General features: G+C 73.0%; 16 protein-coding genes and 1 pseudogene. 8 read left to right on the forward strand and 9 right to left on the reverse strand.

Annotated features, from left to right (window positions below; translation table 11 throughout):
• Positions 1-98: 98 nt before the first annotated feature.
• From OG871_RS25990 to OG871_RS26005, 4 genes are all read left to right on the forward strand, one after another.
• On the forward strand, positions 99-887 hold the full coding sequence (locus OG871_RS25990) for an ATP-binding cassette domain-containing protein (RefSeq protein WP_371499770.1): 789 nt from the start codon (positions 99-101) through the stop codon (positions 885-887).
• Positions 884-2,143, forward strand: coding sequence for a sugar ABC transporter permease (locus OG871_RS25995; protein ID WP_371499771.1), 1,260 nt, complete (start codon positions 884-886; stop codon positions 2,141-2,143). Before OG871_RS25990 ends, OG871_RS25995 begins: the two co-directional genes overlap by 4 nt.
• Before the next feature lie 282 nt (positions 2,144-2,425).
• Positions 2,426-4,333 (forward strand): 1-deoxy-D-xylulose-5-phosphate synthase, encoded by a 1,908-nt coding sequence (gene dxs, locus OG871_RS26000; RefSeq protein WP_371499772.1) that lies wholly within the window; start codon positions 2,426-2,428, stop codon positions 4,331-4,333.
• Between the two features lie 132 nt (positions 4,334-4,465).
• Positions 4,466-6,028, forward strand: coding sequence for an ArnT family glycosyltransferase (locus OG871_RS26005; RefSeq protein WP_371499774.1), 1,563 nt, complete (start codon positions 4,466-4,468; stop codon positions 6,026-6,028).
• A gap of 221 nt (positions 6,029-6,249) precedes the next feature.
• Here OG871_RS26005 and OG871_RS26010 read toward each other — a convergent pair whose 3' ends face one another.
• From OG871_RS26010 to OG871_RS26030, 5 genes are all read right to left on the reverse strand, one after another.
• On the reverse strand, positions 6,250-8,376 hold the full coding sequence (locus tag OG871_RS26010) for a 3-hydroxyacyl-CoA dehydrogenase NAD-binding domain-containing protein (RefSeq protein ID WP_371499776.1): 2,127 nt from the start codon (positions 8,374-8,376) through the stop codon (positions 6,250-6,252).
• A gap of 2 nt (positions 8,377-8,378) precedes the next feature.
• A complete protein-coding gene (locus OG871_RS26015) occupies positions 8,379-9,596 on the reverse strand; it encodes an acetyl-CoA C-acyltransferase (RefSeq protein WP_371499777.1) in 1,218 nt (405 codons plus the stop codon).
• 240 nt (positions 9,597-9,836) lie between these two features.
• Positions 9,837-11,081: an HRDC domain-containing protein gene (locus OG871_RS26020; protein ID WP_371499779.1), complete on the reverse strand. Its 1,245-nt coding sequence runs from the start codon at positions 11,079-11,081 to the stop codon at positions 9,837-9,839.
• Positions 11,082-11,316: 235 nt separating this feature from the next.
• Entirely contained in the window at positions 11,317-12,033 is a 717-nt protein-coding gene (locus tag OG871_RS26025; RefSeq protein WP_371499781.1) for a LuxR C-terminal-related transcriptional regulator, read from the reverse strand.
• Between the two features lie 308 nt (positions 12,034-12,341).
• Positions 12,342-12,992 (reverse strand): DUF3000 domain-containing protein, encoded by a 651-nt coding sequence (locus OG871_RS26030; protein ID WP_371499783.1) that lies wholly within the window; start codon positions 12,990-12,992, stop codon positions 12,342-12,344.
• 147 nt (positions 12,993-13,139) lie between these two features.
• Here OG871_RS26030 and hemE point away from each other — a divergent pair, with 147 nt between their 5' ends.
• Positions 13,140-14,243 carry a uroporphyrinogen decarboxylase gene (gene hemE, locus OG871_RS26035; protein WP_371499785.1) on the forward strand — a complete coding sequence of 368 codons (1,104 nt, stop codon included), beginning with the start codon at positions 13,140-13,142 and terminating at the stop codon, positions 14,241-14,243.
• A gap of 79 nt (positions 14,244-14,322) precedes the next feature.
• Here the strand turns inward: hemE and OG871_RS26040 are convergent, their stop codons facing one another.
• Entirely contained in the window at positions 14,323-15,333 is a 1,011-nt protein-coding gene (locus OG871_RS26040) for a DUF4349 domain-containing protein (RefSeq protein WP_371499787.1), read from the reverse strand.
• A gap of 236 nt (positions 15,334-15,569) precedes the next feature.
• Between OG871_RS26040 and OG871_RS26045 the strand changes: the two genes are divergently transcribed.
• The 3 genes from OG871_RS26045 to hemQ are packed head-to-tail and all read left to right on the forward strand — an operon-like array spanning position 15,570 to position 18,304.
• Complete coding sequence (locus tag OG871_RS26045; RefSeq protein ID WP_371499789.1) at positions 15,570-16,148, forward strand: Uma2 family endonuclease; 579 nt, start codon at positions 15,570-15,572, stop codon at positions 16,146-16,148.
• Between the two features lie 24 nt (positions 16,149-16,172).
• Entirely contained in the window at positions 16,173-17,594 is a 1,422-nt protein-coding gene (gene hemG / locus OG871_RS26050) for a protoporphyrinogen oxidase (RefSeq protein WP_371499791.1), read from the forward strand.
• Positions 17,591-18,304: a hydrogen peroxide-dependent heme synthase gene (hemQ, locus tag OG871_RS26055; protein ID WP_371499793.1), complete on the forward strand. Its 714-nt coding sequence runs from the start codon at positions 17,591-17,593 to the stop codon at positions 18,302-18,304. The genes hemG and hemQ overlap by 4 nt, the downstream gene beginning before the upstream one ends.
• Before the next feature lie 47 nt (positions 18,305-18,351).
• Here the strand turns inward: hemQ and OG871_RS26060 are convergent, their stop codons facing one another.
• The 3 genes and pseudogenes from OG871_RS26060 to OG871_RS26070 all read right to left on the reverse strand — a co-directional run bounded on the left by OG871_RS26060 (position 18,352) and on the right by OG871_RS26070 (position 21,581).
• The gene (locus tag OG871_RS26060) at positions 18,352-19,128 is read right to left on the reverse strand and encodes a TIGR04222 domain-containing membrane protein (RefSeq protein ID WP_371499795.1); all 777 of its coding nucleotides are present in this window, start codon (positions 19,126-19,128) and stop codon (positions 18,352-18,354) included.
• 81 nt (positions 19,129-19,209) lie between these two features.
• On the reverse strand, positions 19,210-20,268 hold the full coding sequence (locus OG871_RS26065) for a TIGR04222 domain-containing membrane protein (RefSeq protein WP_371499797.1): 1,059 nt from the start codon (positions 20,266-20,268) through the stop codon (positions 19,210-19,212).
• Between the two features lie 37 nt (positions 20,269-20,305).
• A pseudogene (locus tag OG871_RS26070) lies at positions 20,306-21,581 on the reverse strand (DUF692 domain-containing protein).
• Positions 21,582-21,689: the final 108 nt, after the last annotated feature.

The following is a 21,689-nucleotide window of genomic DNA, read 5'->3' on the forward strand; positions in this document are numbered from 1 at the left end:
CCGTGCCCCCCAAACCTTTTCGCACTACCCCTTCGCGCCCGGGTCGGCGCGCGGCGGCCGTGCCATGCCGATCGCGGCGGGTGCACGGAATGAAGGAGATGGTTCACGTGACAGGCGCACCCGTACTGGCGTTGCGCGGGGTCTCCAAGCGCTTCGGCGCCGTCCAGGCGCTGACCGACGTCCACCTGGAGGTGCACGCCGGTGAGGTGGTCGCCCTGGTGGGCGACAACGGCGCGGGCAAGTCGACGCTGGTGAAGACCATCGCCGGCGTCCACCCGATCGACGAGGGTGCCATCGAGTGGGAGGGCGCCCAGGTCGGCATCAACCGGCCGCACGACGCCCAGGCGCTCGGCGTCGCCACCGTCTACCAGGACCTCGCGCTCTGCGACAACCTCGACGTGGTCGGCAACCTCTTCCTCGGCCGTGAGCTGAAGAAGTTCGGCACGCTCGACGAGGTCGGCATGGAGAAGCGGGCCAAGGAGCTGCTCGACACGCTGTCGATCCGCATCCCCAGCGTCCGGATCCCGATCGCCGCGCTCTCCGGCGGCCAGCGCCAGGTGGTCGCGATCGCCCGCGCCCTGGTCGGCGACCCGAAGATCGTCATCCTGGACGAGCCGACCGCCGCACTCGGCGTCGAGCAGACCGCCCAGGTGCTCGACCTGGTCGAGCGGCTGCGCGACCGCGGCCTCGGCGTGATCCTGATCAGCCACAACATGGCCGACGTCAAGGCCGTCGCGGACACCGTCGCGGTGCTCCGCCTGGGCCGCAACAACGGCGTCTTCGAGGTGGCCACCACCTCGCACGAGGAGATCATCTCCGCCATCACCGGCGCCACCGAGAACGCCGTGACCCGGCGTCAGGCACGTCTCGCGGAGGACGCGAAGTGAGCACCAACCAGACCACCACCGACACGCCGCCGGCCGCGATCGACCCCCGGCTGCTGGTCCGCGAGGCGGGCTTCGCGGGCTACGTCGAGGAGTTCAAGCGGAAGATGAAGAGCGGCGACCTGGGCTCCGTCCCGGTCGTGCTCGGCCTGATCCTGATCGCGGCCATCTTCCAGACCGTGTCGGGCGACTTCCTGAACGCGGACAACCTGACCAACATCACCAAGTGGATCGCGGGCCCCGGCCTGATCGCGGTCGGCATCGTCTTCGTGCTGCTGCTCGGTGAGATCGACCTGTCGCTCGGCTCGGTCGCCGGAGTCTCGGCGGCCATCGCCTCCGTGCTCTCGGTGCGCTCGGGCATCAACGAGTGGCTTGCCGTGCTGATCGCGATGGCGGTCGGCATCGGCATGGGCGCCCTGCACGGCTTCTTCTTCGCCAAGATCGGCGTCCCGGCCTTCGTGGTCACCCTGGCCGGCATGCTGGCCTGGATGGGCCTGCAGAACTCCGTGCTCGGCGACAAGGGCACCGTCAACCTGCTGAACGACGGCGTGATCGCCAAGCTGGACACCTACTTCCTGGGCGACGGCGACGTCTTCTTCACCTGGGCCTTCGCGATCCTCGGCATCGCCCTGTTCGGCGCCGGCCAGCTGATCGACAGCCGCCGCCGCTCCGCCGCCGGCCTGTCGGCCCGGCCGATGAGCGAGATCGCCCTGCGCACCGGTGTGATCGCGGTGATCGGCCTGGTCGCGGCGTACATGCTGAACCAGGACCGCGGCCTGCCGCTGCCCCTGGTGGTCTTCTTCGGCATCGTGGTGATCACCGACTTCGTGCTGCGCCGCACCTCCTACGGCCGCCAGATCTTCGCGGTCGGCGGTGGCGTCGAGGCGGCCCGCCGGGCCGGTATCAACGTCGCCTGGGTCCGGATCTCGGTCTTCATGATCTCGGCGGGCATGGCGGCCCTCGGCGGCCTGTTCATCGCGTCCCAGCAGGGCTCGGCGGACAAGCTCCTCGGTGGCGGCAGCGTGCTGATGAACTCGATCGCGGCCGCGGTCATCGGCGGCACCAGCCTCTTCGGCGGCCGGGGCAAGACCTGGTCGGCGCTGCTCGGCATCCTGGTGATCCAGTCGATCATCACCGGCCTGGACCTGGTCCACGTCAACCAGGCCATCCAGTACATGATCACCGGCGCGGTCCTGCTCGGCGCGGTGGTGCTGGACTCGGTCTCCCGGCGGACCCAGAAGTCCTCCGGCCGGGGCTGACCCCCGCAGCACGGTGTGAGGCTCGGCACCCGAACCATTCGGGTGCCGGGCCTCGTCGTGTTGGGTGGGTGTCCATCCGTCCTGGTGGGGCGCCGTCGGCCCAGGGCGACCGCACTGGTACGACTAGTACGACAAGCGCCGTGCCGCGTGGCGTCCGGCAGGTGGACATTAGACTCGACCGGTCAAGGGTGCGCCGGCCGGCGCCGAAGCACTCCGCACCCACGGGCGACAGCGCCCATCGGGCCCGCCCTGGGCCCGGGAACTGTGAACGAGGAGGAACGGGTGGCCCTGCTGACCCGCATTAGGGGACCGCGCGATCTCGACCGGCTCACCCCGGCGCAGCTGGCCGCACTGGCCGAGGAGATCCGCGGCTTCCTGGTCGAGGAGGTCTCCAAGACCGGTGGCCACCTCGGGCCGAACCTCGGCGTGGTCGAGCTGACCATCGCGCTGCACCGGGTCTTCGACTCGCCGCGCGACCGCATCCTCTTCGACACCGGCCACCAGAGCTACGTGCACAAGCTGCTCACCGGCCGCCAGGACTTCTCCGGTCTGCGCACCAAGGGCGGCCTGTCCGGCTACCCGTCCCGCGCCGAGTCCGAGCACGACGTGATCGAGAACTCGCACGCCTCCACCGTGCTCGGCTACGCCGACGGCCTGGCCAAGGCCAACCAGCTCCAGGGCCACAAGGACCGGCCCGTGGTCGCCGTGATCGGCGACGGCGCGCTCACCGGCGGCATGGCCTGGGAGGCGCTCAACAACATCGCCGACGCCAAGGACCGCCCGCTGGTCATCGTCGTCAACGACAACGAGCGCTCGTACTCCCCGACCATCGGCGGCCTCGCCAACCACCTCGCCACCCTGCGCACCACCCAGGGCTACGAGCGGTTCCTGTCCTGGGGCAAGGACGCGCTGCAGCGCACCCCGGTGGTCGGCCAGCAGCTGTTCGAGACGCTGCACGGCGCCAAGAAGGGCCTCAAGGACTTCATCGCCCCGCAGGGCATGTTCGAGGACCTCGGCCTCAAGTACATCGGCCCGATCGACGGCCACGACCTCACCGCCCTGGAGTCCGCGCTCACCAAGGCGCGCGGCTTCGGCGGCCCGGTGATCGTGCACTGCCTGACCGAGAAGGGCCGCGGCTACCACGCCGCCGAGAACAACGACGAGGACCGCTTCCACGCGGTCGGCGTCATCCACCCGGAGACCGGCCTGCCGATCAAGTCCGCCGGCAAGGACTGGACCTCGGTCTTCGGCGAGGAGATGGTCGCCCTCGGCCGCGAGCGCAAGGACATCGTCGCCATCACCGCGGCGATGCTGCACCCGGTGGGCCTCGCCCCGTTCGCCAAGGCCTACCCCCAGCGGATCTTCGACGTCGGCATCGCCGAGCAGCACGCCGCGGTCTCCGCGGCCGGCCTCGCGACCAACGGCCTGCACCCGGTCGTCGCGGTCTACGCGACCTTCCTCAACCGGGCCTTCGACCAGGTCCTGATGGACGTCGCCCTGCACCGGCTGGGCGTCACCTTCGTGCTCGACCGCGCGGGCGTCACCGGCACCGACGGCGCCTCGCACAACGGCATGTGGGACATGTCGATCCTGCAGGTCGTCCCCGGCCTGCGGCTGGCCGCCCCGCGCGACGCCGACCAGCTGCGCGCCCAGCTGCGCGAGGCCGTCGAGGTGGCCGACGCGCCCACCGTGGTCCGCTACTCCAAGGGCACGGTCGGCCCCGCCGTGCCGTCGCTGGGCCGGATCGGCGGAATGGACGTGCTGCTGGAGAACGGCGAGCGCGACGGCGACCGCCGGGCCGACGTGCTGATCGTCTCGGTCGGCGCGATGGCCCCGCTCTGCCTGGAGACCGCCGAGCTGCTGGCCGCCCAGGGCATCACCTCCACCGTGGTCGACCCGCGCTGGGTCAAGCCGGTCGACCCGGCCCTGCCCGGCCTGGCGGCCGAGCACCGGGTGGTCGTCACGGTCGAGGACAACGGCCGCGCCGGCGGTGTCGGCTCGGCGGTCGCCCAGGCCCTGCGCGACGCCGACGTGGACCTGCCGCTGCGCGACTTCGGGATCCCGCAGGAGTTCCTCGACCACGCGACCCGCGACCAGATCATGGCCGAGATCGGTCTGACCGCCCCGGACATCGCCCGGCAGGTCACCGCCCTGGTCTCCCGGCTCGGCGCGCAGACCGTCCAGGCCTGACCCCGGCCCGGGCCCGGGTCACCACGGTCACCGGCCCCGGGAGCGGCACCGTCCGCTCCCGGGGCCGGTGGGCTGTGCGGCCCCGTGCTAATCCCGTGCTCCGTCGCCCACGATCGGACTATTGTCGTACCGATGCCGGGACCGGCAGCGTCCGCGCAAAAACCGCCCGGTAGGTTGTCACCTGTGCCCATCAACACCAGCCGCCTCACCGCCCTGACCGCACGCGTGCCCGAGCGCGTCCGGACCGGGTACTGGACCCGCGTGGTCCCGGTGCTCGCGCTGCTCGCGGTGGTCACCCACATCCCGTCCTTCCTGCGACCGGTGTGGAGCCCCGACGAGGGCTACCTGGCCACCCAGGCCCGCATGCTGGCCGACGGCGGCGTCCTCTACGACACCGTGGTCGACCGCAAGCCCCCGCTGCTGCCCTGGCTCTACGAGGCCTGCTTCGCCGTCTTCGGCTCCGCCTCGCTCTGGCCGCTGCGCAGCCTCGCCATCGTCGCCCACCTGGTGACGGCGGTGCTGCTGGCCTCGCTGGCCCGCGGCCGCTGGGGCAACCGGGCCGGCGCCGGAGCCGGGGTGCTCTACCTGATGCTGTCCATCGGGCTCTCCCCGGAGGACACCCAGGCGGCGACCTTCGAGGTCTTCATGCTGCCCGCCATGGTCGCGGCCTTCCGGTACGCCGAACGGCGGCGCTGGCTGGCCGCAGGCATCGCGGTGGCCCTGTGCTCACTGACCAAGCAGACCGGCGGCGCCGTGATGCTGCCCGTGCTGTGGATGCTGTTCCAGGACGCCCGGCACCGCGGGGTGGCCTGGCGGCCGGCCCTGTTCAAGATCTGGTTCGGCTTCGCGCTGCCGATAGCGCTGGTCGCGGCCATCCTGACCAAGCCCAGGGGTTTTCTGTTCTGGGTGGTCACCGGCAGCGGCGACTACGCCACCCTGGGCTCCAACTGGCTGCAGATGCTCGGCCGGGCGCTCGGCAACTCCGGCATCCTGGTGGCCGCCGGCCTCGGCTTCCTGGCCCCGGTCGGCTACCGGCTCTGGCTGCGGCGCCGGCAGCGGCTGCTGCCGGGCGCGGCCGAGGAGCACGGCTCCACCAGCGACCTGTGGATCTGGCTGCTCTCCTCGGTGGTCGCGGTCAGCGTCGGCTTCCACTTCTTCGGCCACTACTACCTCCAGCTGATGCCGCCCCTGGTGCTGCTCGGCGTCGGCGCGGTCTCCACCTCGGCGGTCCGCTGGCGGCCGGTGGTGGTGTACTCCGCGGTCGCCGCCACCTTCTTCTGGGGCCTGGCGGTCTTCTGGCCCGGCCAGCGGCTCTACCAGACCACCGAGGTAGCCACCGCCGTCGCGGCGCAGACCACGCCCAAGGACACCGTGCTGGTCTGGGGCATGCACCCCGAGCTGTACTGGCTGGCCGACCGCAGGCCCGCCAGCCGCTACCTGACGGCCGGGTTCCTGACCAACTTCAGCGGCGGCAAGGACGGCCAGCAGGTCGGCGAGCAGTACAGCGTCTCCGAGGCCTGGCAGACCTTCGACGCCGAGCTGCAGGCCAAGGGCCTGCCCGAGGTCGTCGTCGACGACTCCGGCACCGCCCCGTACAACCCCGAGCTGGTGCCCAGGATCGAGAGTCTCCTGGAGACCCACTACGAGGTCGTCGGGATGACCGGCGACACCGTCATCTACCGCCTCAAGCGCTGACCCCCGACGCCCCACCGACCCGGGGCGCCGACAGGGCCGCCAGGGGCTTCTCCCGGCCGGAGGCCGGGGGCGGAACCGCGTGAGTGCGGAAGGTACGGCGCCGCACCCGGACGCCGGAGCCCGGCCCGCTCTCCGTACCCGGCTCGCCCCGGCGGCAGCCGCAACGCAGAACGGCGGAGCAGCCCCCGCAGGGGCCACTCCGCCGTCTCTCAGGCCGTGGTTCAGACCGGGATCGAGGCCACGCCGGGGGCCAGGAACCGCTTGCCGTTGACCCGCTCCGAGACGCCCTCACGGTCCAGGTACGGGGTGATCCCGCCCAGGTGGAAGGGCCAGCCGGCGCCGGTGATCATGCACAGGTCGATGTCCTGCGCCTCGCCGACGACACCCTCGTCCAGCATCAGGCCGATCTCCTGCGCGACGGCCTCCAGGGCCCGGGCGAGGACCTGCTCCTCGGTCAGCACGGTGTCGCCGAACGACAGCAGCGCCAGGACCTCGGGGTCCAGCACCTGCTGGCCGTCCTGCCAGACGTAGAAGCCGCGCTTGCCGGCCTTGACCAGCTTGCCGAGGTTCTCGGAGACGGTGTACCGCTCCGGGAAGGCCGCGGCCAGGGTCTCCGACACGTGCAGGGCGATGGCCGGGCCGACCAGCTCCAGGAGCACGATCGGGGACATCGGCAGGCCGAGCGGCAGCACGGCCTTCTCCACCGTCTCGATCGGGGTGCCCTCGTCGATGGCGCCCTGGATCGCGTCCATGAAGCGCAGCAGGATCCGGTTCACCACGAACGCCGGGGCGTCCTTGGTCAGGACGGCCGTCTTCTTCAGCTTCCTGGCGACCCCGAACGCGGTGGCCAGCGAGCCGTCGTCGGTCTTCTCCGCGCGGACGATCTCCAGCAGCGGCAGGATCGCGACCGGGTTGAAGAAGTGGAAGCCGACGACCCGCTCGGGGTGCTCCAGCTTCGAGGCCATCTCGGAGACCGAGAGGGACGAGGTGTTGGTGGCCAGGATGGTGGTCGGCGAGACCACGGCCTCCAGCTCGGCGAGGACGTTCTGCTTGACGCCCATCTCCTCGAACACGGCCTCGATGACGAAGTCCGCGTCGCCGAAGGCGACGGCCTTGTCGAGGTGACCGGAGACCAGGCCCTTGAGCTTGTTGGCCTTGTCCTGGCCGATCCGGCCCTTCTCCAGCAGCTTGTCGATCTCGCCGTGGACGTAGCCCACGCCCTTGTCGATGCGCTCCTGGTCGATGTCGGTGAGCACCACCGGCACCTCCATGCGGCGCGCGAAGAGCAGCGCCAGCTGGGAGGCCATCAGGCCCGCGCCGACCACGCCGACCTTGGAGACCGGGCGGGCCAGCGACTTGTCCGGGGCACCGAACGGGCGCTTGGCCCGGCGCTGCACCAGGTTGAAGGCGTAGATGCCGCTGCGCAGCTCGCCGCTCATGATGAGGTCGGCGAGGGCCGCGTCCTCGGCGTCGAAGCCCGCCTGCAGGTCCTGGTCCTTGACCTGGGCGATGATGTCGAGCGCCTTGTAGGCGGCCGGGGCCGCGCCGTGCACCTTGGAGTCGGCGACCAGGCGGCCCCAGGCGACGGCGTCGTCCCAGGTCTTGCCGCGGTCGATCTCCTCGCGCTCCACCACGGTGGCGCCGGTGAGGACCTTGGCGGCCCAGGTCAGCGACTGCTCCAGGAAGTCGGCCGGCTCGAAGATCGCGTCCGCGATGCCGAGCTCGAACACCTCCTTGCCCTTGAGCTGCTTGTTCTGGCTCATCGAGTTCTCGACGATGACCTTGACGGCCTTCGCCGGGCCGATCAGGTTCGGCAGGATGGTGCAGCCGCCCCAGCCGGGGACGAGGCCCAGGAAGACCTCCGGCAGCGAGAACGCCGGGACGCCCGAGCTGACGGTGCGGTAGGTGGCGTGCAGGCCGACCTCGACGCCGCCGCCCATCGCCGCGCCGTTGTAGAAGGCGAAGCTGGGGACGGGCAGCGCGGCGATCCGCTTGAAGACGTCGTGGCCGCCCTTGCCGATGGCCAGCGCGTCGCTGTGCTCCTTGAGCACCTCGACACCCTTGAGGTCGGCGCCGACCGCGAAGATGAACGGCTTGCCGGTGATCGCGACGGCGGCGATGGTGCCGGCGGCGGCCTCGGCCTCGACCTGGTCCAGCGCCTCGGACAGCTTGGCCAGCGAGCCCGGCCCGAAGGTGGTCGGCTTGGTGTGGTCGAAGCCGTTGTCCAGGGTGATCAGCGCCAGCTTGCCGGCCTGCAGCGGCAGGTCCAGGTGGCGCACGTGCGCGGTGGTGACGACCTCGCCGGGGAACAGCTCGGCGGCGCGCTTCAGCAGCTCAGTGGTGCTCATGGTCACTTACCACCCTCGAAGTGCGGGTTCTCCCAGATGATGGTCCCGCCCATGCCGAAGCCGATGCACATGGTGGTCAGGCCGTACTGGACGTCGGGACGCTGCTCGAAGCGGCGGGCCAGCTGGTTCATCAGGCGCACGCCGGAGGAGGCCAGCGGGTGGCCGAAGGCGATCGCGCCGCCGTACGGGTTGACCCGCTCGTCGTCGTCCGCGATGCCGTAGTGGTCCAGGAACGCCAGGACCTGCACGGCGAAGGCCTCGTTGACCTCGAAGGCCTGGATGTCGTCGATCGTCAGGCCGGCCTTGGCCAGCGCCTTCTCGGTCGCCGGGACGGGGCCGATGCCCATCACCTCGGGCTCGACGCCGGCGAAGGCGTACGAGACCATGCGCATCTTGACCGGGAGGCCGAGCTCCTCGGCGACGTCCTCGGCGGCGAGCAGCGACGCGGTGGCGCCGTCGTTCAGGCCGGCCGAGTTGCCCGCGGTGATGTTGCCGTGCGGGCGGAACGGGGTCTTGAGGCCGCTCAGGCTGTCCATCGTGGTGCCCGGGCGCAGCGGCTCGTCCGTGGTCGCCAGGCCCCAGCCGGTCTCGCCGACGTCGGGGTTGGTGTTGCGGATCGCGATCGGCACCAGGTCGGGCTGGATGTCGCCGTTGGCGTACGCCTTGGCGGCCTTCTCCTGGGAGCGCACGGCGTAGGCGTCGCAGCGCTCCTTGGTGAGGTGCGGGAAGCGGTCGTGCAGGTTCTCGGCGGTCATGCCCATGAACAGGGCGGACTCGTCGACCAGCTTCTCCGACACGAAGCGCGGGTTCGGGTCCACGCCCTCGCCCATCGGGTGGCGGCCCATGTGCTCGACACCGCCGGCGACCACGATGTCGTACGCGCCGAAGGCGATGCCGCCCGCGGTCGCGGTGACGGCGGTCAGCGCGCCGGCGCACATCCGGTCGATCGAGTAGCCCGGGACGGACTTCGGCAGACCGGCCAGCAGCGCTGCGGTGCGGCCGATGGTCAGACCCTGGTCGCCGATCTGCGTGGTGGCCGCGACGGCGACCTCGTCGATGCGCTCGACGGGCAGGTTCGGGTTGCGGCGCACCAGCTCACGGATGCACTTGACGACCAGGTCGTCGGCACGGGTCTCGTGGTAGATGCCCTTCGGGCCGGCCTTGCCGAACGGGGTGCGGACGCCGTCAACGAAGACGACGTCCCTCGCGGTACGAGGCACGGGGGCTCTCCTCCCAGGGGGACATGACGTTAAACGCAGACCTCGGCTCACGGGTGGAGCAGCGCTGCTTCACGGCCATGCTACCCGCCGGTAACTACGTTGCCCATAGGCGACGGCCCGATATGCCTGTGTGTCCCCCACCACGTGCCTCTGCGGCCGGACCGGGTACCGCCCCGCACGGGTGTGCGGGGACGCGAAGGGGCGCCGGGATGAACCCGGCGCCCCTTCGGACCTCCGTGCCTACTCGGCCACCGGGGCCGGCTCGGTGAAGGCGGCGGCGAGGGCCGGGCCGACCAGGTCGACCTGCCACTGCCGGGCGCCCAGGCGGCGCAGGGCGGCCGAGACGTTCTCCGCGGACTGCTCGGCCGGCGGCTCCCAGGACACCCGGCGGACCAGGTCCGGGGTGATCAGGTTCTCGGCGGGCAGGTTGTGCTCCTCGGCCAGCGCGGAGACGCTCGCGCGGGCGGCGCTCAGCCGTGCCGCGGCCACCGGGTCCTTGTCGGCCCAGGCGCGCGGCGGCGGCGGGCCGTCGTGCGGCGCGGAGGCCGGCGGCAGCTGGTTCTCGGGGATCTCGCGGGCCCGCTGGAGGGCGGCCAGCCACTGGTCGAGCTGGCGCCGGTTCACCCGCGGCCCGAAGCCGGAGACGGCCAGCAGCGCCGGCGCGTTGAGCGGCATCGCGAGCGCGGCGTTGACGATGGCCAGGTCCGGCAGGACCCGGCCGGGGGAGACGTCGCGCTCCCGGGCGATCCGGTCGCGGGTCTGCCAGAGCTCGCGGACGGCGGCCAGCTGGCGCCGGCGGCGGACCTTGTGCAGCTGGGAGGTGCGCCGCCAGGGGTCGACCCGGGGCGCGGGCTTCGGCGCGTCGACGAGGGCCGCGAACTCCTCCAGCGCCCAGCCGAGCTTGCCCTGGGCGTCCAGCTCCCGTTCGAGCGCGTCCCGCAGCTCGACCAGCACCTCGACGTCCAGGGCGGCGTACCGCAGCCACGGTTCGGGCAGCGGGCGGGTGGACCAGTCGACGGCCGAGTGCTCCTTGGCCAGCGAGAGGCCGAGCACGTTCTCGGTCATCGGGCCGAGGCCGACCCGCGGGAACCCGGCCAGTCGGCCGGCCAGCTCGGTGTCGAACAGCAGGCGCGGCCGCATGCCGACCTCGGACAGGCACGGCAGGTCCTGGGTGGCCGCGTGGACCACCCACTCGGTGTCGGCCAGTGCCTCGCCGAGCGCGCCCAGGTCGGGGCAGGCGATCGGGTCGATCAGCGCGGTGCCCGCGCCGGCGCGCCGCAGCTGGATCAGGTAGGCGCGCTGGCCGTAGCGGTAGCCGGAAGCCCGTTCGGCGTCGACGGCGACCGGCCCGGTGCCCGCGGCGAAGGCCGCGATCGTGTCGGCCAGCGCCTCCTGGTCGGCCACGACGGGTGGCAGCCCCTCCCTCGGTTCGAGGAGCGGGACCGGGGCTGTCTCTTCTGGGATGGCTGCTACGGCGTCGGTCACCCCCCAAGGGTACGACGGCACCCGCTCCCGGGAGTGTTGTCGGACTGGTCAGACCGGGTTCCGACATATGCCGCAGGCCCGGCCGGCCGTTCGGGAAGCCGTTCGGGAAGCGCCGGGAGGCTGCCGGGGGCCGCCCGGGCGGCCTCGAAGAGGGGGGAGCGGGGAGAAAAGGAGGCGGCCCGGAGGAAACGTTCCTCCGGGCCGCCACCGCTGTGTCGGGGTTGTGTGGATCGGCTCAGTGGATGATGCCCGTCCGCAGTGCGACCGCGACCATGCCGGCCCGGTCCCCGGTGCCCAGCTTGCGCGCGATCCGGGCCAGGTGGCTCTTCACCGTCAGTGCGGACAGGCCCATGGCGACACCGATCGCCTTGTTGGACTGGCCCTCGGCGACCAGCCGGAGCACCTCGACCTCACGGCCCGACAGCTCGCGGTACGCGGAGCTCTGGGTGCCGGGAGCGCCCGGTGCGCCGGGTGCACCCGGGACGCCGGCCGCACCGGGCACGCCCGGCATGCCGGGGCGCCGCATCCGGCCGGCCATTCCGGCGGCGCCGAGCGGCATACCGGGGCGGCCCGGCATCGCGACGTTGGTCCGCGTGCCGGTGACGACGTAGCCCTTGACGCCGCCGGCCAGCGCGCTGCGGACCGCGCCGATGTCGTCGGCGGCGGAGAGCGCCAGGCCGTTGGGCCAGCCCGCGGCCCGGGTCTCGGCCAGGATCGTGAGGCCGGAGCCGTCCGGCAGATGGACATCGGCGATGCAGATGTCGCGGGGGGTGGTGACCCGGGGGCGGGCCTCGGCAATCGAGGAGACCTCGATGACGTCGCGCACACCCAGGGCCCACAGGTGGCGGGTGACGGTGTTTCGGACGCGTGGGTCGGCGATGACCACCATGGCGGTGGGCTTCGTCGGACGGTACGCGACCACGTTTGCGGGGTGCTCGAGAAGGACCGACACCAGGCCTCCTGGGTGGAGTGGCGGACGGAACCCCGATGGGGGCGGTCGGAGTGTTCCGCGGGTGGAAAGGGTCACTGACACCTTCGGCAGCATCCGTGCCCGGCTTTAGCGAAAGATCACGATCTAGTGAGTAACAATACGGACAAATCGCGCAGGTGACTGATGCGACATGCCCAGAAATCGTACAGATTCGATCAAATCCGGATCGGAATGATCACGTCCGGGCAGGTAATTGACACAGTGCGCGACAGAAGTCACAATCCGTCAGTCCTGCGGGTGGCATGGCGCGCTGGACGCCGGGATGACCCTCAGTGGGGGCGCGGACGGCGGCGCGCGGGCATCGGTACCACTCCGCCGAGTGACGGGGCGTCGGCCGGCGGCAGTGGCGTGGGCACCACCGGCGGCAGGCCGGCGCAGACGCACAGGAGATCGCCCCAGGCGGCCAGGTGGCGTTCGAACCGGCCGTCGGACGGCGTCCAGGACGCGCGCAGTTCGATCTCGGTGGAGGACGGCCGGTCGGCGAGCGCGCCGAAGTACTGCGAGGCGCAGTGGGTCACCGTGCCGCCCGGCGCGGTGTACCCGGCGCCGTGGGCCTGCAGGGCGTCCATCAGCCAGGCCCAGCCGACCTCGGAGAGCATCGGGTCGCCGGCCATCTCGGGCTCCAGCTCGGCGCGGGTCATGGTGACCACCCGGAAGTCGCCGTGCCAGGAGTCCTGCCCTGCGGGGTCGTGCAGCAGCACCAGCCGGCCGTCGGCCAGCTCCTCGCCGTCCACCTCGACGGTCGCGGCGACCGCGTACGCGAACGGGGCCAGCCGGCGCGGCGCGGGTGTGGGGGAGAGCACCAGTTCGGGGCGCAACCGCGCCCCGGCCAGCGCCTCGACCGCGTCCTGGAACTCGATCGGCGCCGACTCCTTGCCCGTTCCTCCACCGTGTGCGGGGTGCCCGCCGACCGCTGCCATGCTCTGAAGACTAGGTGGCCGGGCGCCGCATTCCGAGTACCTTTCGCCGGTCCGGCGTGCCGGAAGCCCCGCGAAGGCGCCCATTCTGGAGGAATTCACCACTTGCCGGGGCCGGGCGCGCTCGGGGCGCGTGCGAAGATTTGGAGCGTGAGCGAGACTTCCGCGGCCACCCCCGCAGCCCAGACCGGTCAGCAGCCCCTCGCGCGCCGCGGCGCCGCGCACGACTCCGCCTTCCTGCGCGCTGCCCGTGGCGAGCCGGTGCCGCACACCCCGGTCTGGTTCATGCGGCAGGCCGGCCGCTCCCTGCCGGAGTACCTGAAGGTGCGCGAGGGGATTCCGATGCTGGAGTCCTGCATGCGGCCCGACCTGGTCAAGGAGATCACCCTGCAGCCGGTCCGCCGGCACAAGGTGGATGCCGCGATCTTCTTCAGCGACATCGTGGTGCCGCTGAAGGCCGTCGGCATCGACGTCGAGATCAAGGGCGGGGTCGGCCCGGTGATCGCCGACCCGATCCGTACCGCCGAGGACCTCAAGCGGCTGCGCCCGCTGGAGCCGGACGACATGCCGTACATCACCGAGGCCGTCGGCCTGCTGGTGGACGAGCTCGGCGGCACCCCGCTGATCGGCTTCGCCGGAGCGCCGTTCACGCTGGCCAGCTACCTGGTCGAGGGCGGCCCCTCGAAGAGCTACGAGAACACCAAGGCCATGATGTACGGCGCGCCCGAGGTGTGGGCCGAGCTGGTCGACCGGCTGGCCGGCATCACCGCGGCCTTCCTGAAGATCCAGATCGAGGCGGGTGCCTCCGCGATCCAGCTCTTCGACTCCTGGGCCGGCGCGCTCGCCCCCGAGGACTACCGCCGCTCGGTGCTGCCCGCCAGCACCAAGGTGTTCGACGCGGTCGCCTCCTACGGCGTGCCGCGGATCCACTTCGGCGTCAACACCGGTGAGCTGCTCGGCCTGATGGGCGAGGCCGGCGCCGACATCGTCGGTGTCGACTGGCGGGTGCCGCTGGACGTCGCCGCCGAACGGGTCGGCCCCGGCAAGGGCCTGCAGGGCAACCTCGACCCCGCCGTCCTCTACGCCCCCACCGCCGTCGTCGAGACCAAGGCCCGCGAGGTGCTGGACGCCGCGGCCAAGGCGGTCGGCGACAGCCACCACATCTTCAACCTGGGCCACGGCGTGATGCCGAGCATGGACCCGGACGCGCTGAGCCGGCTGGTCGCCTTCGTGCACGAGGCCAGCGCCCGCTGAGCCGACCGCCCGCGGAACCCACCGCCCGGTGGCCCGCCCCGCAGGGGGAGGGCCACCGGGCGGTGGTGTCGGAGCGGTGTCACCGCGGCGGTGCCTCGCCGGACGGCGGCGCGGGCGGGCTCTGCGGCTCGGCGGCCGGAGCCGCCCACGGGTCGGTCCCGGTCGGCTGCGCCGGGACGGCCACCCCCGCCGCCCGCCGCGGGCGCCGGCGCCGCAGCATCCGGAAGAGCAGCCCGGCCGGGACGGCCACCACCAGGAACGGCGCGATCGCGGCCAGCGCGACCAGCAGGCCCTGGAAGACCGCCACCAGCACGTGCCAGCCGCCGGCCGCCGCATGGCCGACCGAGGCCCGGAAACCGTCCTTCTTCTTGGCCGGCTCCGCCGGGGCCCGCTCGGCGTGCAGCTCCAGGGTGATGGTCGAGTACGAGGTGCGCGCGGACAGCTTCTGCTGCTGGCTCTTCAACGACTCCAGGTCGGCCTCCCGCCGGCTCAGCTCGCTCTCCAGCGAGACGACCTCGGCCAGCGTCTTCGCATCCGCCATCAGCGCCCGGACCCGGTCCACGCTGGCCTGCTGGGTCCGCACCCGGCTGTCGACGTCCACCACCTGCTGGGTCAGGTCCTCGGCCTGGCTGGTCAGCCGCAGGGTTCTGGTGCCGAGCGCGGCGAGCTGGTCCAGCGCCTGCTGATGCCCGGTCGAGGGCACCTTCAGGGTGAGCTGGGCGTCCCCGCCGGACACGCTCTGGTTGCTGATGTAGCCGCCGGCGGCCTGCGCCGCGGCGGTGGCCGCCTCCGCCGCCTTGCCGACGTCCTTCACCTCCAGGCTCAACTGCGCCTTGAACTCGATGTACTTGGGGTCGACCACCGGGGCCGCCGACTGCTGGCCCGCCCCGCCGCCCGAGGCGGCCTTGCCGTCCCCCGGTGCGGCCTTGCCGTCCGCGGCGGCCGGGTTCCCCGCCTCCGGCGCGGCCGCCGCGGCCGGTGCCGCCCCGCGGTTCGCCGCCGAGTCCGCCCCGCCGCCCGCCGCACTGCAGCCGCTCAGCAGCAGTACGGCCGCCACCCCGAGCGCGCCCACAACTCTTCGCTCCCGCACGATTCCTGGCCCTCCCCGTTCCCGTCCGGCAGTGCCCGTCGGCGGGCCTGCTCCACCGATCCGACGCAGCCGCATCCCGGCAGGATCCCGCCGGTTGGTCCCGAACCGGTCACATCCCGGACGCGTTCGGATGTAGAACGGGGAGGCGAACGGGCGGACGCCGAGAACGGCCGGGCCGTGCGCGCCCTGCTCGAAGCCCGCCGATCCGAGGGCGCCGCATGGCTAGAGTGGGCGGTATGAGCGCGTTGCCCGAGTGGATGACTCCTCCTCGGCAGGAGGGCTGGTACGCGGAGGACCTCGATCACCTTCCCGAGGCCCCGCGACACACCGAGCTGATCGACGGAGCACTCGTCTTCATGATGTCCCCCCAGCGGAACTGGCACGGCCGGGTCGTCACCGCTCTCACCAACGTCCTGGTGACGCAGGCCCCGGAGGGGTTCGAGCCGGAGCGCGAGATGACGATCCGGCTGGACGGCCGTAACCGTCCCGAACCGGATCTGGTCGTCGTCACCGTCCCCTACGAGTCGGACCGCACCTGGTTCGCCCCCGAGGACGTCCAGCTGGTGGTCGAGGTGCTCTCCCCGGAGTCCGCCCACCGGGACCGGACCGTCAAGCTGCGCAAGTACGCCGAGGCCGGGATCCCGCACTACTGGCTGATCGAGGAGGAGGAGCCCCACCGCCCGGTGGTGCACGCCTACGAGCTCGACCGGTCAACCTCCGCGTACGCGCCCGCCGGTATCTTCCGGGGGAAGCTGGAGCGGCCGGTGCCGTTCCCGGTCACCGTCGACCTCGACGGGCTGGTCCGCGGGCGATGAGTAAGGCCTGAGAGACTGCCGGACATGGCACAAGCGCATGTCGTGGTGGTCGGCGGTGGCATCGCGGGTCTGGCCGCCGCGGCCTTTCTGAGCGCGGGCCCCGGCCGGGTCACGCTGCTGGAGGCCTCCGGGCGGGTCGGCGGGAAGCTGATGACCGGGGAGGTCGGCGGGGTCCGGGTCGACCTCGGGGCCGAGTCGATGCTGGCCCGGCGGCCCGAGGCGGTGGAGCTGGCCCGACTGGTCGGGCTGGGGGCCGAGCTGGAACCGCCGAGTACCGCCAAGGCCGCCGTCTGGACCAGGGACGCACTGCGTCCGCTGCCGGCCGGGCAGTTGATGGGCGTGCCCGGCGACCTGGACGCGCTGGCCGCCTCCGGGGTCCTCTCGCCGGCCGGCCTGGAGCGCGCCCGGCAGGAGCGCGACGCCGAACTCGGACCGGACGTCGCGATCGGCGCCTACGTCGCCGCCCGGCTCGGCCCGGAGGTGGTCGACCGGCTGGTCGAACCGCTGCTCGGCGGGGTGTACGCCGGACAGGCCCGGGAGATCTCGCTGCGGGCCGCCGTGCCGCAACTGCTGGCGGTGGCCCGGGAGGGCGGCTCCCTGGTCGAGGGCGTGCACCGGATGCTGGGCCGGGCGCCGGCCGGCGGCCCGGTGTTCCAGGGCCTGCGCGGCGGCATCGGTACCCTCCCGCAGGCCGTCGAGGCGTACTGCCGCACGGCCGGCGCCGACCTGCGCACCGACAGCCCGGTGACGGGGCTGCGCCGCACCCCCGGCGGCTGGCGGGTCGTCACCGAGGACGGGGAACTGCCCGCGGACGCCGTGGTGCTGGCCGTCCCGGCCCCGCACGCCGCCGCCCTGCTGCGGGCCGAACTGCCGGGCGCCGCCGCCGAGCTGGGCGGGATCGAGTACGCCGGGATGGCCCTGGTCACGATGGCGTTCCACCGCTCGGAGCTGGCCGAGCCGCTCGTCGGCAGCGGCTTCCTGGTCCCGCCGGTGGACGGCCGGTCGATCAAGGCCTCCACCTTCTCCTCGAACAAGTGGGGCTGGCTGGACCGCGCCGCCCCCGACGCCTTCCTGCTGCGCACCTCGCTCGGCCGCTACCGCGAGGAGCAGGCACTCGCCCTGCCGGACGAGGAGCTGGTGGCCCGCTCGCTCGCCGACCTGGCGGAGGCGGTCGGCCTGCGGGCGCGCCCGTACGACACCGCCGTCACCCGCTGGGCCGGCGGGCTGCCGCAGTACCCGGTCGGCCACCTGGACCGGGTGGCCCGGATCCGGGCCGCGGTCGAGGCGGCCGGCGGGCTGGCGGTCTGCGGGGCGGCGTACGACGGGGTGGGCATTCCCGCCTGTGTCGCGAGCGCCCGCAGGGCGGTCGCGGGGCTGGCGGGCCTCGACGGACCGCCGACCCCGGCTCGGGGCGGATCCGCTACGGAAGGGACAATGGGGGCATGACTGAGACCACTGAAGAGCAGCCCGTGAAGAAGAAGGCCCGTGACCTCAACCAGGTCATCCGCTACACCATGTGGTCGGTGTTCAAGCTGAAGGGCGAGCTGCCCGAGGACCGGGCCGCACTGGCCGCCGAGGTGGACGAGCTGTTCGCGCAGCTCGACGCCAAGGACGTGACCGTCCGCGGCACCTACGACGTGTCCGGCCTGCGGGCCGACGCCGACGTGATGATCTGGTGGCACGCGGAGAACTCGGACGACCTGCAGGAGGCGTACAACCGCTTCCGGCGGACCGCCGTCGGCCGGGTGCTGGAGCCGGTCTGGTCGAACATGGCGCTGCACCGCCCGGCGGAGTTCAACAAGTCGCACATCCCGGCGTTCCTCGCCGACGAGCGCCCGCGCGACTACATCTGCGTCTACCCGTTCGTGCGCTCCTACGAGTGGTACCTGCTGCCGGACGAGGAGCGCCGGGCGATGCTCGCCGAGCACGGCATGATGGCCCGCGGCTACCCGGACGTCCGGGCGAACACGGTGGCCTCCTTCGCCCTCGGCGACTACGAGTGGCTGCTCGCCTTCGAGGCGGACGAGCTGCACCGGATCGTCGACCTGATGCGCGACCTGCGCCCCTCGCGGGCCCGGCTGCACGTGCGCGAGGAGGTCCCGTTCTACACCGGCCGCCGCAAGCCGGTCGCGGAGCTGCTGGCCGGTCTGGTCTGACGGCCGGCCCGTTCCGGGCACCCGCCGCCGCGGGCGGCGCGCCGGCTTCAGTGCCGCAGCGCCGCCCGCAGCCGTGCGTCCGGCACGGCCTGGGGGCCGACCATGGCCACCGCCGTGAGCAGCTCCCGCTCGGCGTCGTCCACTGGGCCGCCGTACTGCCGGGGCAGGGCGGCCGCGTGCAGGACCCGCTGCCCGGCCGGCGCGGCCCAGCGGGTGTACGGCCGGACGTCGACCCGGGCCATCAGCAGGGTGCCGCCGGTGAGGATCAGCGGCAGCGAGAACCAGGCGAGCGCGGCCCCGGCGTCCCCCGCGCCCGGGGTGCCCAGCACCAGCGCGGCCACCAGCAGCGCCAGCCCGGACAGGAACGCGGTGCGGACCTGACGCAGCGCCAGTGATGTGCTCTCCCGTACCGGCTCGGGGGTGGCCAGCCCGGCCGCCGCGAGCCGCTCGCCGATCTCCCGTACCGTCGGGTGCCCGGCCAGGACCGTCCGCAGCTGGGCCGTCCGGCACTGGCCATCGCGACCGACCGAGCCGATCAGGGCCCGTTCCAGGCGGCTGCGGCCCTGCGGGTCGACCACCGTCGTCCACCCGGTGTGCGCCAGGTGCAGCCGGCCCCGGCCCGCCATCAGGACCAGCACGAGGTCGACCACCCGGGTCGGCCCGCCGGCCAGGTACGCCGTCTCGTAGAGCCCGACGCCGGCCAGCTGGTCCGGCCGGGCCGCCGCGTCGTGCGGGAAGGGATTGAAGGTGGCCGCGACCCGGACCAGCCGCAGGCAGGACAGCACGGCGGCAAGGCAGGCGGGGATCAGCAGGAGCAGCCACATGGGGCTGTTGTAGACCGGTCCGGGGCACCGCAGCAGCGGAACCCCGGACCGCGATACCGAACTGTGACCGGACTTCGCAGGTCAGGAGCCGCAGCTGCTGCCGCCCCCGCAGCTGCTGGACGAACCGCAGCTGGAGGACGAGCTGCCGCAGCTGCTGCTGGAGGAGCCGCAGCTGGAGGAGGAGCTGCCGCAGCTGCTGCTGCTGGCGCCACAGCTGGAGGAGCCGCAGCTGGAGGAGGACCCGCAGCCGGAGGAGCCGCTGTCGCCGGACGACCCGCTGTCGCCGGAGGACCCGCACCAGATCACGCTGCTGCTGGAGTCCGACCCGCTGAAGCCCGTGCTCCCGTTCGTGGCGGCCGCCAGCCGGGCCGTCATCGCCTCCCGCAGGGCCTCGTCGGTCAGGACGGCCGCGCCGCCGAGCGCCACCGCGCCGTAGAGCAGCTGGTCCGTCCGGTCGCCGGCCACGTCGTGGGGGCGCCACGGCGAGCCCTGCTGCATCAGGGACAGCTGCCGCCGGCCGGCCGGGGTGATCCGGGCCCGGCCGGGCCGGGTCGCCAGCAGGCCGACCAGGCCGACGATCAGCAGGACGGCGAAGGCGGGGAACGGCGGGAAGCTGAAGTCCCGCTCGGTGGACACCCGGTCCACCCAGGCGAACCCCGACACCACGGCCAGGACCACCGTGGCCAGCAGGGCCAGTCCCCAGAACCGGCGGGCCCGGACCACCGCGCGGTGCAGGTCGGGGCGGAGCATCAGCCCGCGGGCGGCCAGCCGGTCGCCGATCTGCTGCACGGCGGGGGAGGCACAGGTCTGCCGGCGCAGCGCGGTCAGCTGCTGGCGGCGGGCCGGGCCGGCCGCCTCGATCAGCGCGGCCTCCACGGCGTCCCGCGGCGCCGGGTCGGTGACGGTGACGGTGCTGTCCCGGGAGACCACCAACCGGCCCTCCCGCTCCATCCGGACGATCACCGTGTCGACCACCCGGGTGGGGCCGCCGGCCAGGAAGGCGGCGTCGGCCAGCGGCAGCCCGCGGCCGGGCAGGCCCTGCGGGTCCGAGACCCGGCGCATCCGCCGAAGCGCGATCGTGGTCCAGAGCATGCTGACCGCCACCAGCACAAAGGCGACGGCGAATTCGGTGTGCCACATGGTGGTTTCCCCCGTAGAACGTTGCGAACGAGAGGGCTCAGTGCCCGGGTGAGGTGGTGCGGCGGCCGAACCGGCGGCGAGCTCCTCGCCCGTCGGCCGGCCGGAGCCAGGCGGAGATGGCGCCGCGCCACGGCGTCGCGGGCTCGGCCGCCAGCGTCCACTCGGCGAAGGCCCGGGCGTCCGCCCGGTAGCCGCCGGTCTGGCGGTGCTGCTCGGCGTACCGGCGGAACAGCGGCCCGTACGCCTCGCCGAGGATCGCCGCCAGCTCGGGGGCGACCCGGGCCACGGTGTCCCGGCGCTTGGCGGCCAGGCCCTGGGCCTGGATCCGGACCTGCTCCGGATCGAAGCCCTCCGGCACCGGCCCGCCGGCGACCAGGGCCGCCACCAGCTCGGTCTGCCGCCGGGCCAGCGCGGCCCGGGCGACCACCAGTTCGGCATCGCCCGCGCTCTCGCCGCGCAGCAGGTACTCGTCGTGCTCAGGCATGCTGCACCTGCCGGGCGAGGACGCGGCGGATGTCCGCCAGCTCGCCGGCCAGTTCGGCCGGCGGCGGGAAGTTGTCGTCCCGTTCCAGCAGCACGCCCGACGGTGCGGTGCGGGCGCACAGCTCGGCCAGCACCTCCAGGACGGGGGCGGTGACGGGGTGGGCGTGGGTGTCGTGCCAGACGCCGTCCCGCTCGATCCCGCCGGCCACGTGCACGTAGGCGACCGCCTCCAGTGGCAGCCGGTCGAGCTCGGCGGTGACGTCCAGGCCGAGGTTGACCCGGTTGGTGTGCAGGTTGGCGACGTCGATCAGCAGCCGCACGCCCGTCCGCTCGACCAGCTCCGCCAGGAACTCGCCCTCGGTGAACTCGTCGTCCGGCCAGCGAAGATGGGCGGCGATGTTCTCCAGGGCGAGCGGCACCGGCAGCTCCTGCTGGGCGATCCGGACGTTCTCCGCGATCACGCGCAGCGACTCCCGGGAACGGGGCACCGGCAGCAGGTGTCCCGCCTCCAGTCCGCCGGCCCGGACGAACGCCAGGTGCTCGGTGACCAGCGGCGCCGCGACGGCCTCGGCGACCTCGGCCAGCCGGGCCAGCCGCGCGCGGTCCGGGAGCGCGGCGCCGCCGAGGCCCAGTGCGACGCCGTGCGGGACCACCGCGACCCCGCGGGCCCGCAGGGCGCGCAGCGACTCGGGGAGGTGACCGGCGCAGATGTTCTCGGCGACCACCTCGACCCAGTCCAGGTCGGGCAGCCGCTCCACCACGGTGTCGATCTCGGACCGCCAGCCGATGCCGACGCCCAGCCGGGGTGTTTCAGAAGTACGGAAATCCATGGGTGACGCCTCCTTCCGGAGGGCTTGCCGAACGGCGGGGAAAAGGTGTGGAACCAGTCCGGGCGGGGGAGGCTCCATCGCGCTCCGCCCTGCTGCTGAGGGTGTATC

The organism is Kitasatospora sp. NBC_00374, assembly GCF_041434935.1.
Lineage (GTDB): Bacteria > Actinomycetota > Actinomycetes > Streptomycetales > Streptomycetaceae > Kitasatospora.

Coding starts and splice junctions, on each gene's coding strand:
- hemG (WP_371499791.1), top strand. CDS start 16,173: ATGGCACAAGCGCATGTCGTGGTGGTCGGCGGTGGCATCGCGGGTCTG.
- OG871_RS25990 (WP_371499770.1), top strand. CDS start 99: ATGGTTCACGTGACAGGCGCACCCGTACTGGCGTTGCGCGGGGTCTCC.
- OG871_RS26030 (WP_371499783.1), bottom strand. CDS start 12,992: ATGGCAGCGGTCGGCGGGCACCCCGCACACGGTGGAGGAACGGGCAAG.
- OG871_RS26045 (WP_371499789.1), top strand. CDS start 15,570: ATGAGCGCGTTGCCCGAGTGGATGACTCCTCCTCGGCAGGAGGGCTGG.
- OG871_RS26005 (WP_371499774.1), top strand. CDS start 4,466: ATGCCGGGACCGGCAGCGTCCGCGCAAAAACCGCCCGGTAGGTTGTCA.
- OG871_RS26060 (WP_371499795.1), bottom strand. CDS start 19,128: ATGTGGCTGCTCCTGCTGATCCCCGCCTGCCTTGCCGCCGTGCTGTCC.
- hemQ (WP_371499793.1), top strand. CDS start 17,591: ATGACTGAGACCACTGAAGAGCAGCCCGTGAAGAAGAAGGCCCGTGAC.
- OG871_RS26065 (WP_371499797.1), bottom strand. CDS start 20,268: ATGTGGCACACCGAATTCGCCGTCGCCTTTGTGCTGGTGGCGGTCAGC.
- OG871_RS26010 (WP_371499776.1), bottom strand. CDS start 8,376: ATGAGCACCACTGAGCTGCTGAAGCGCGCCGCCGAGCTGTTCCCCGGC.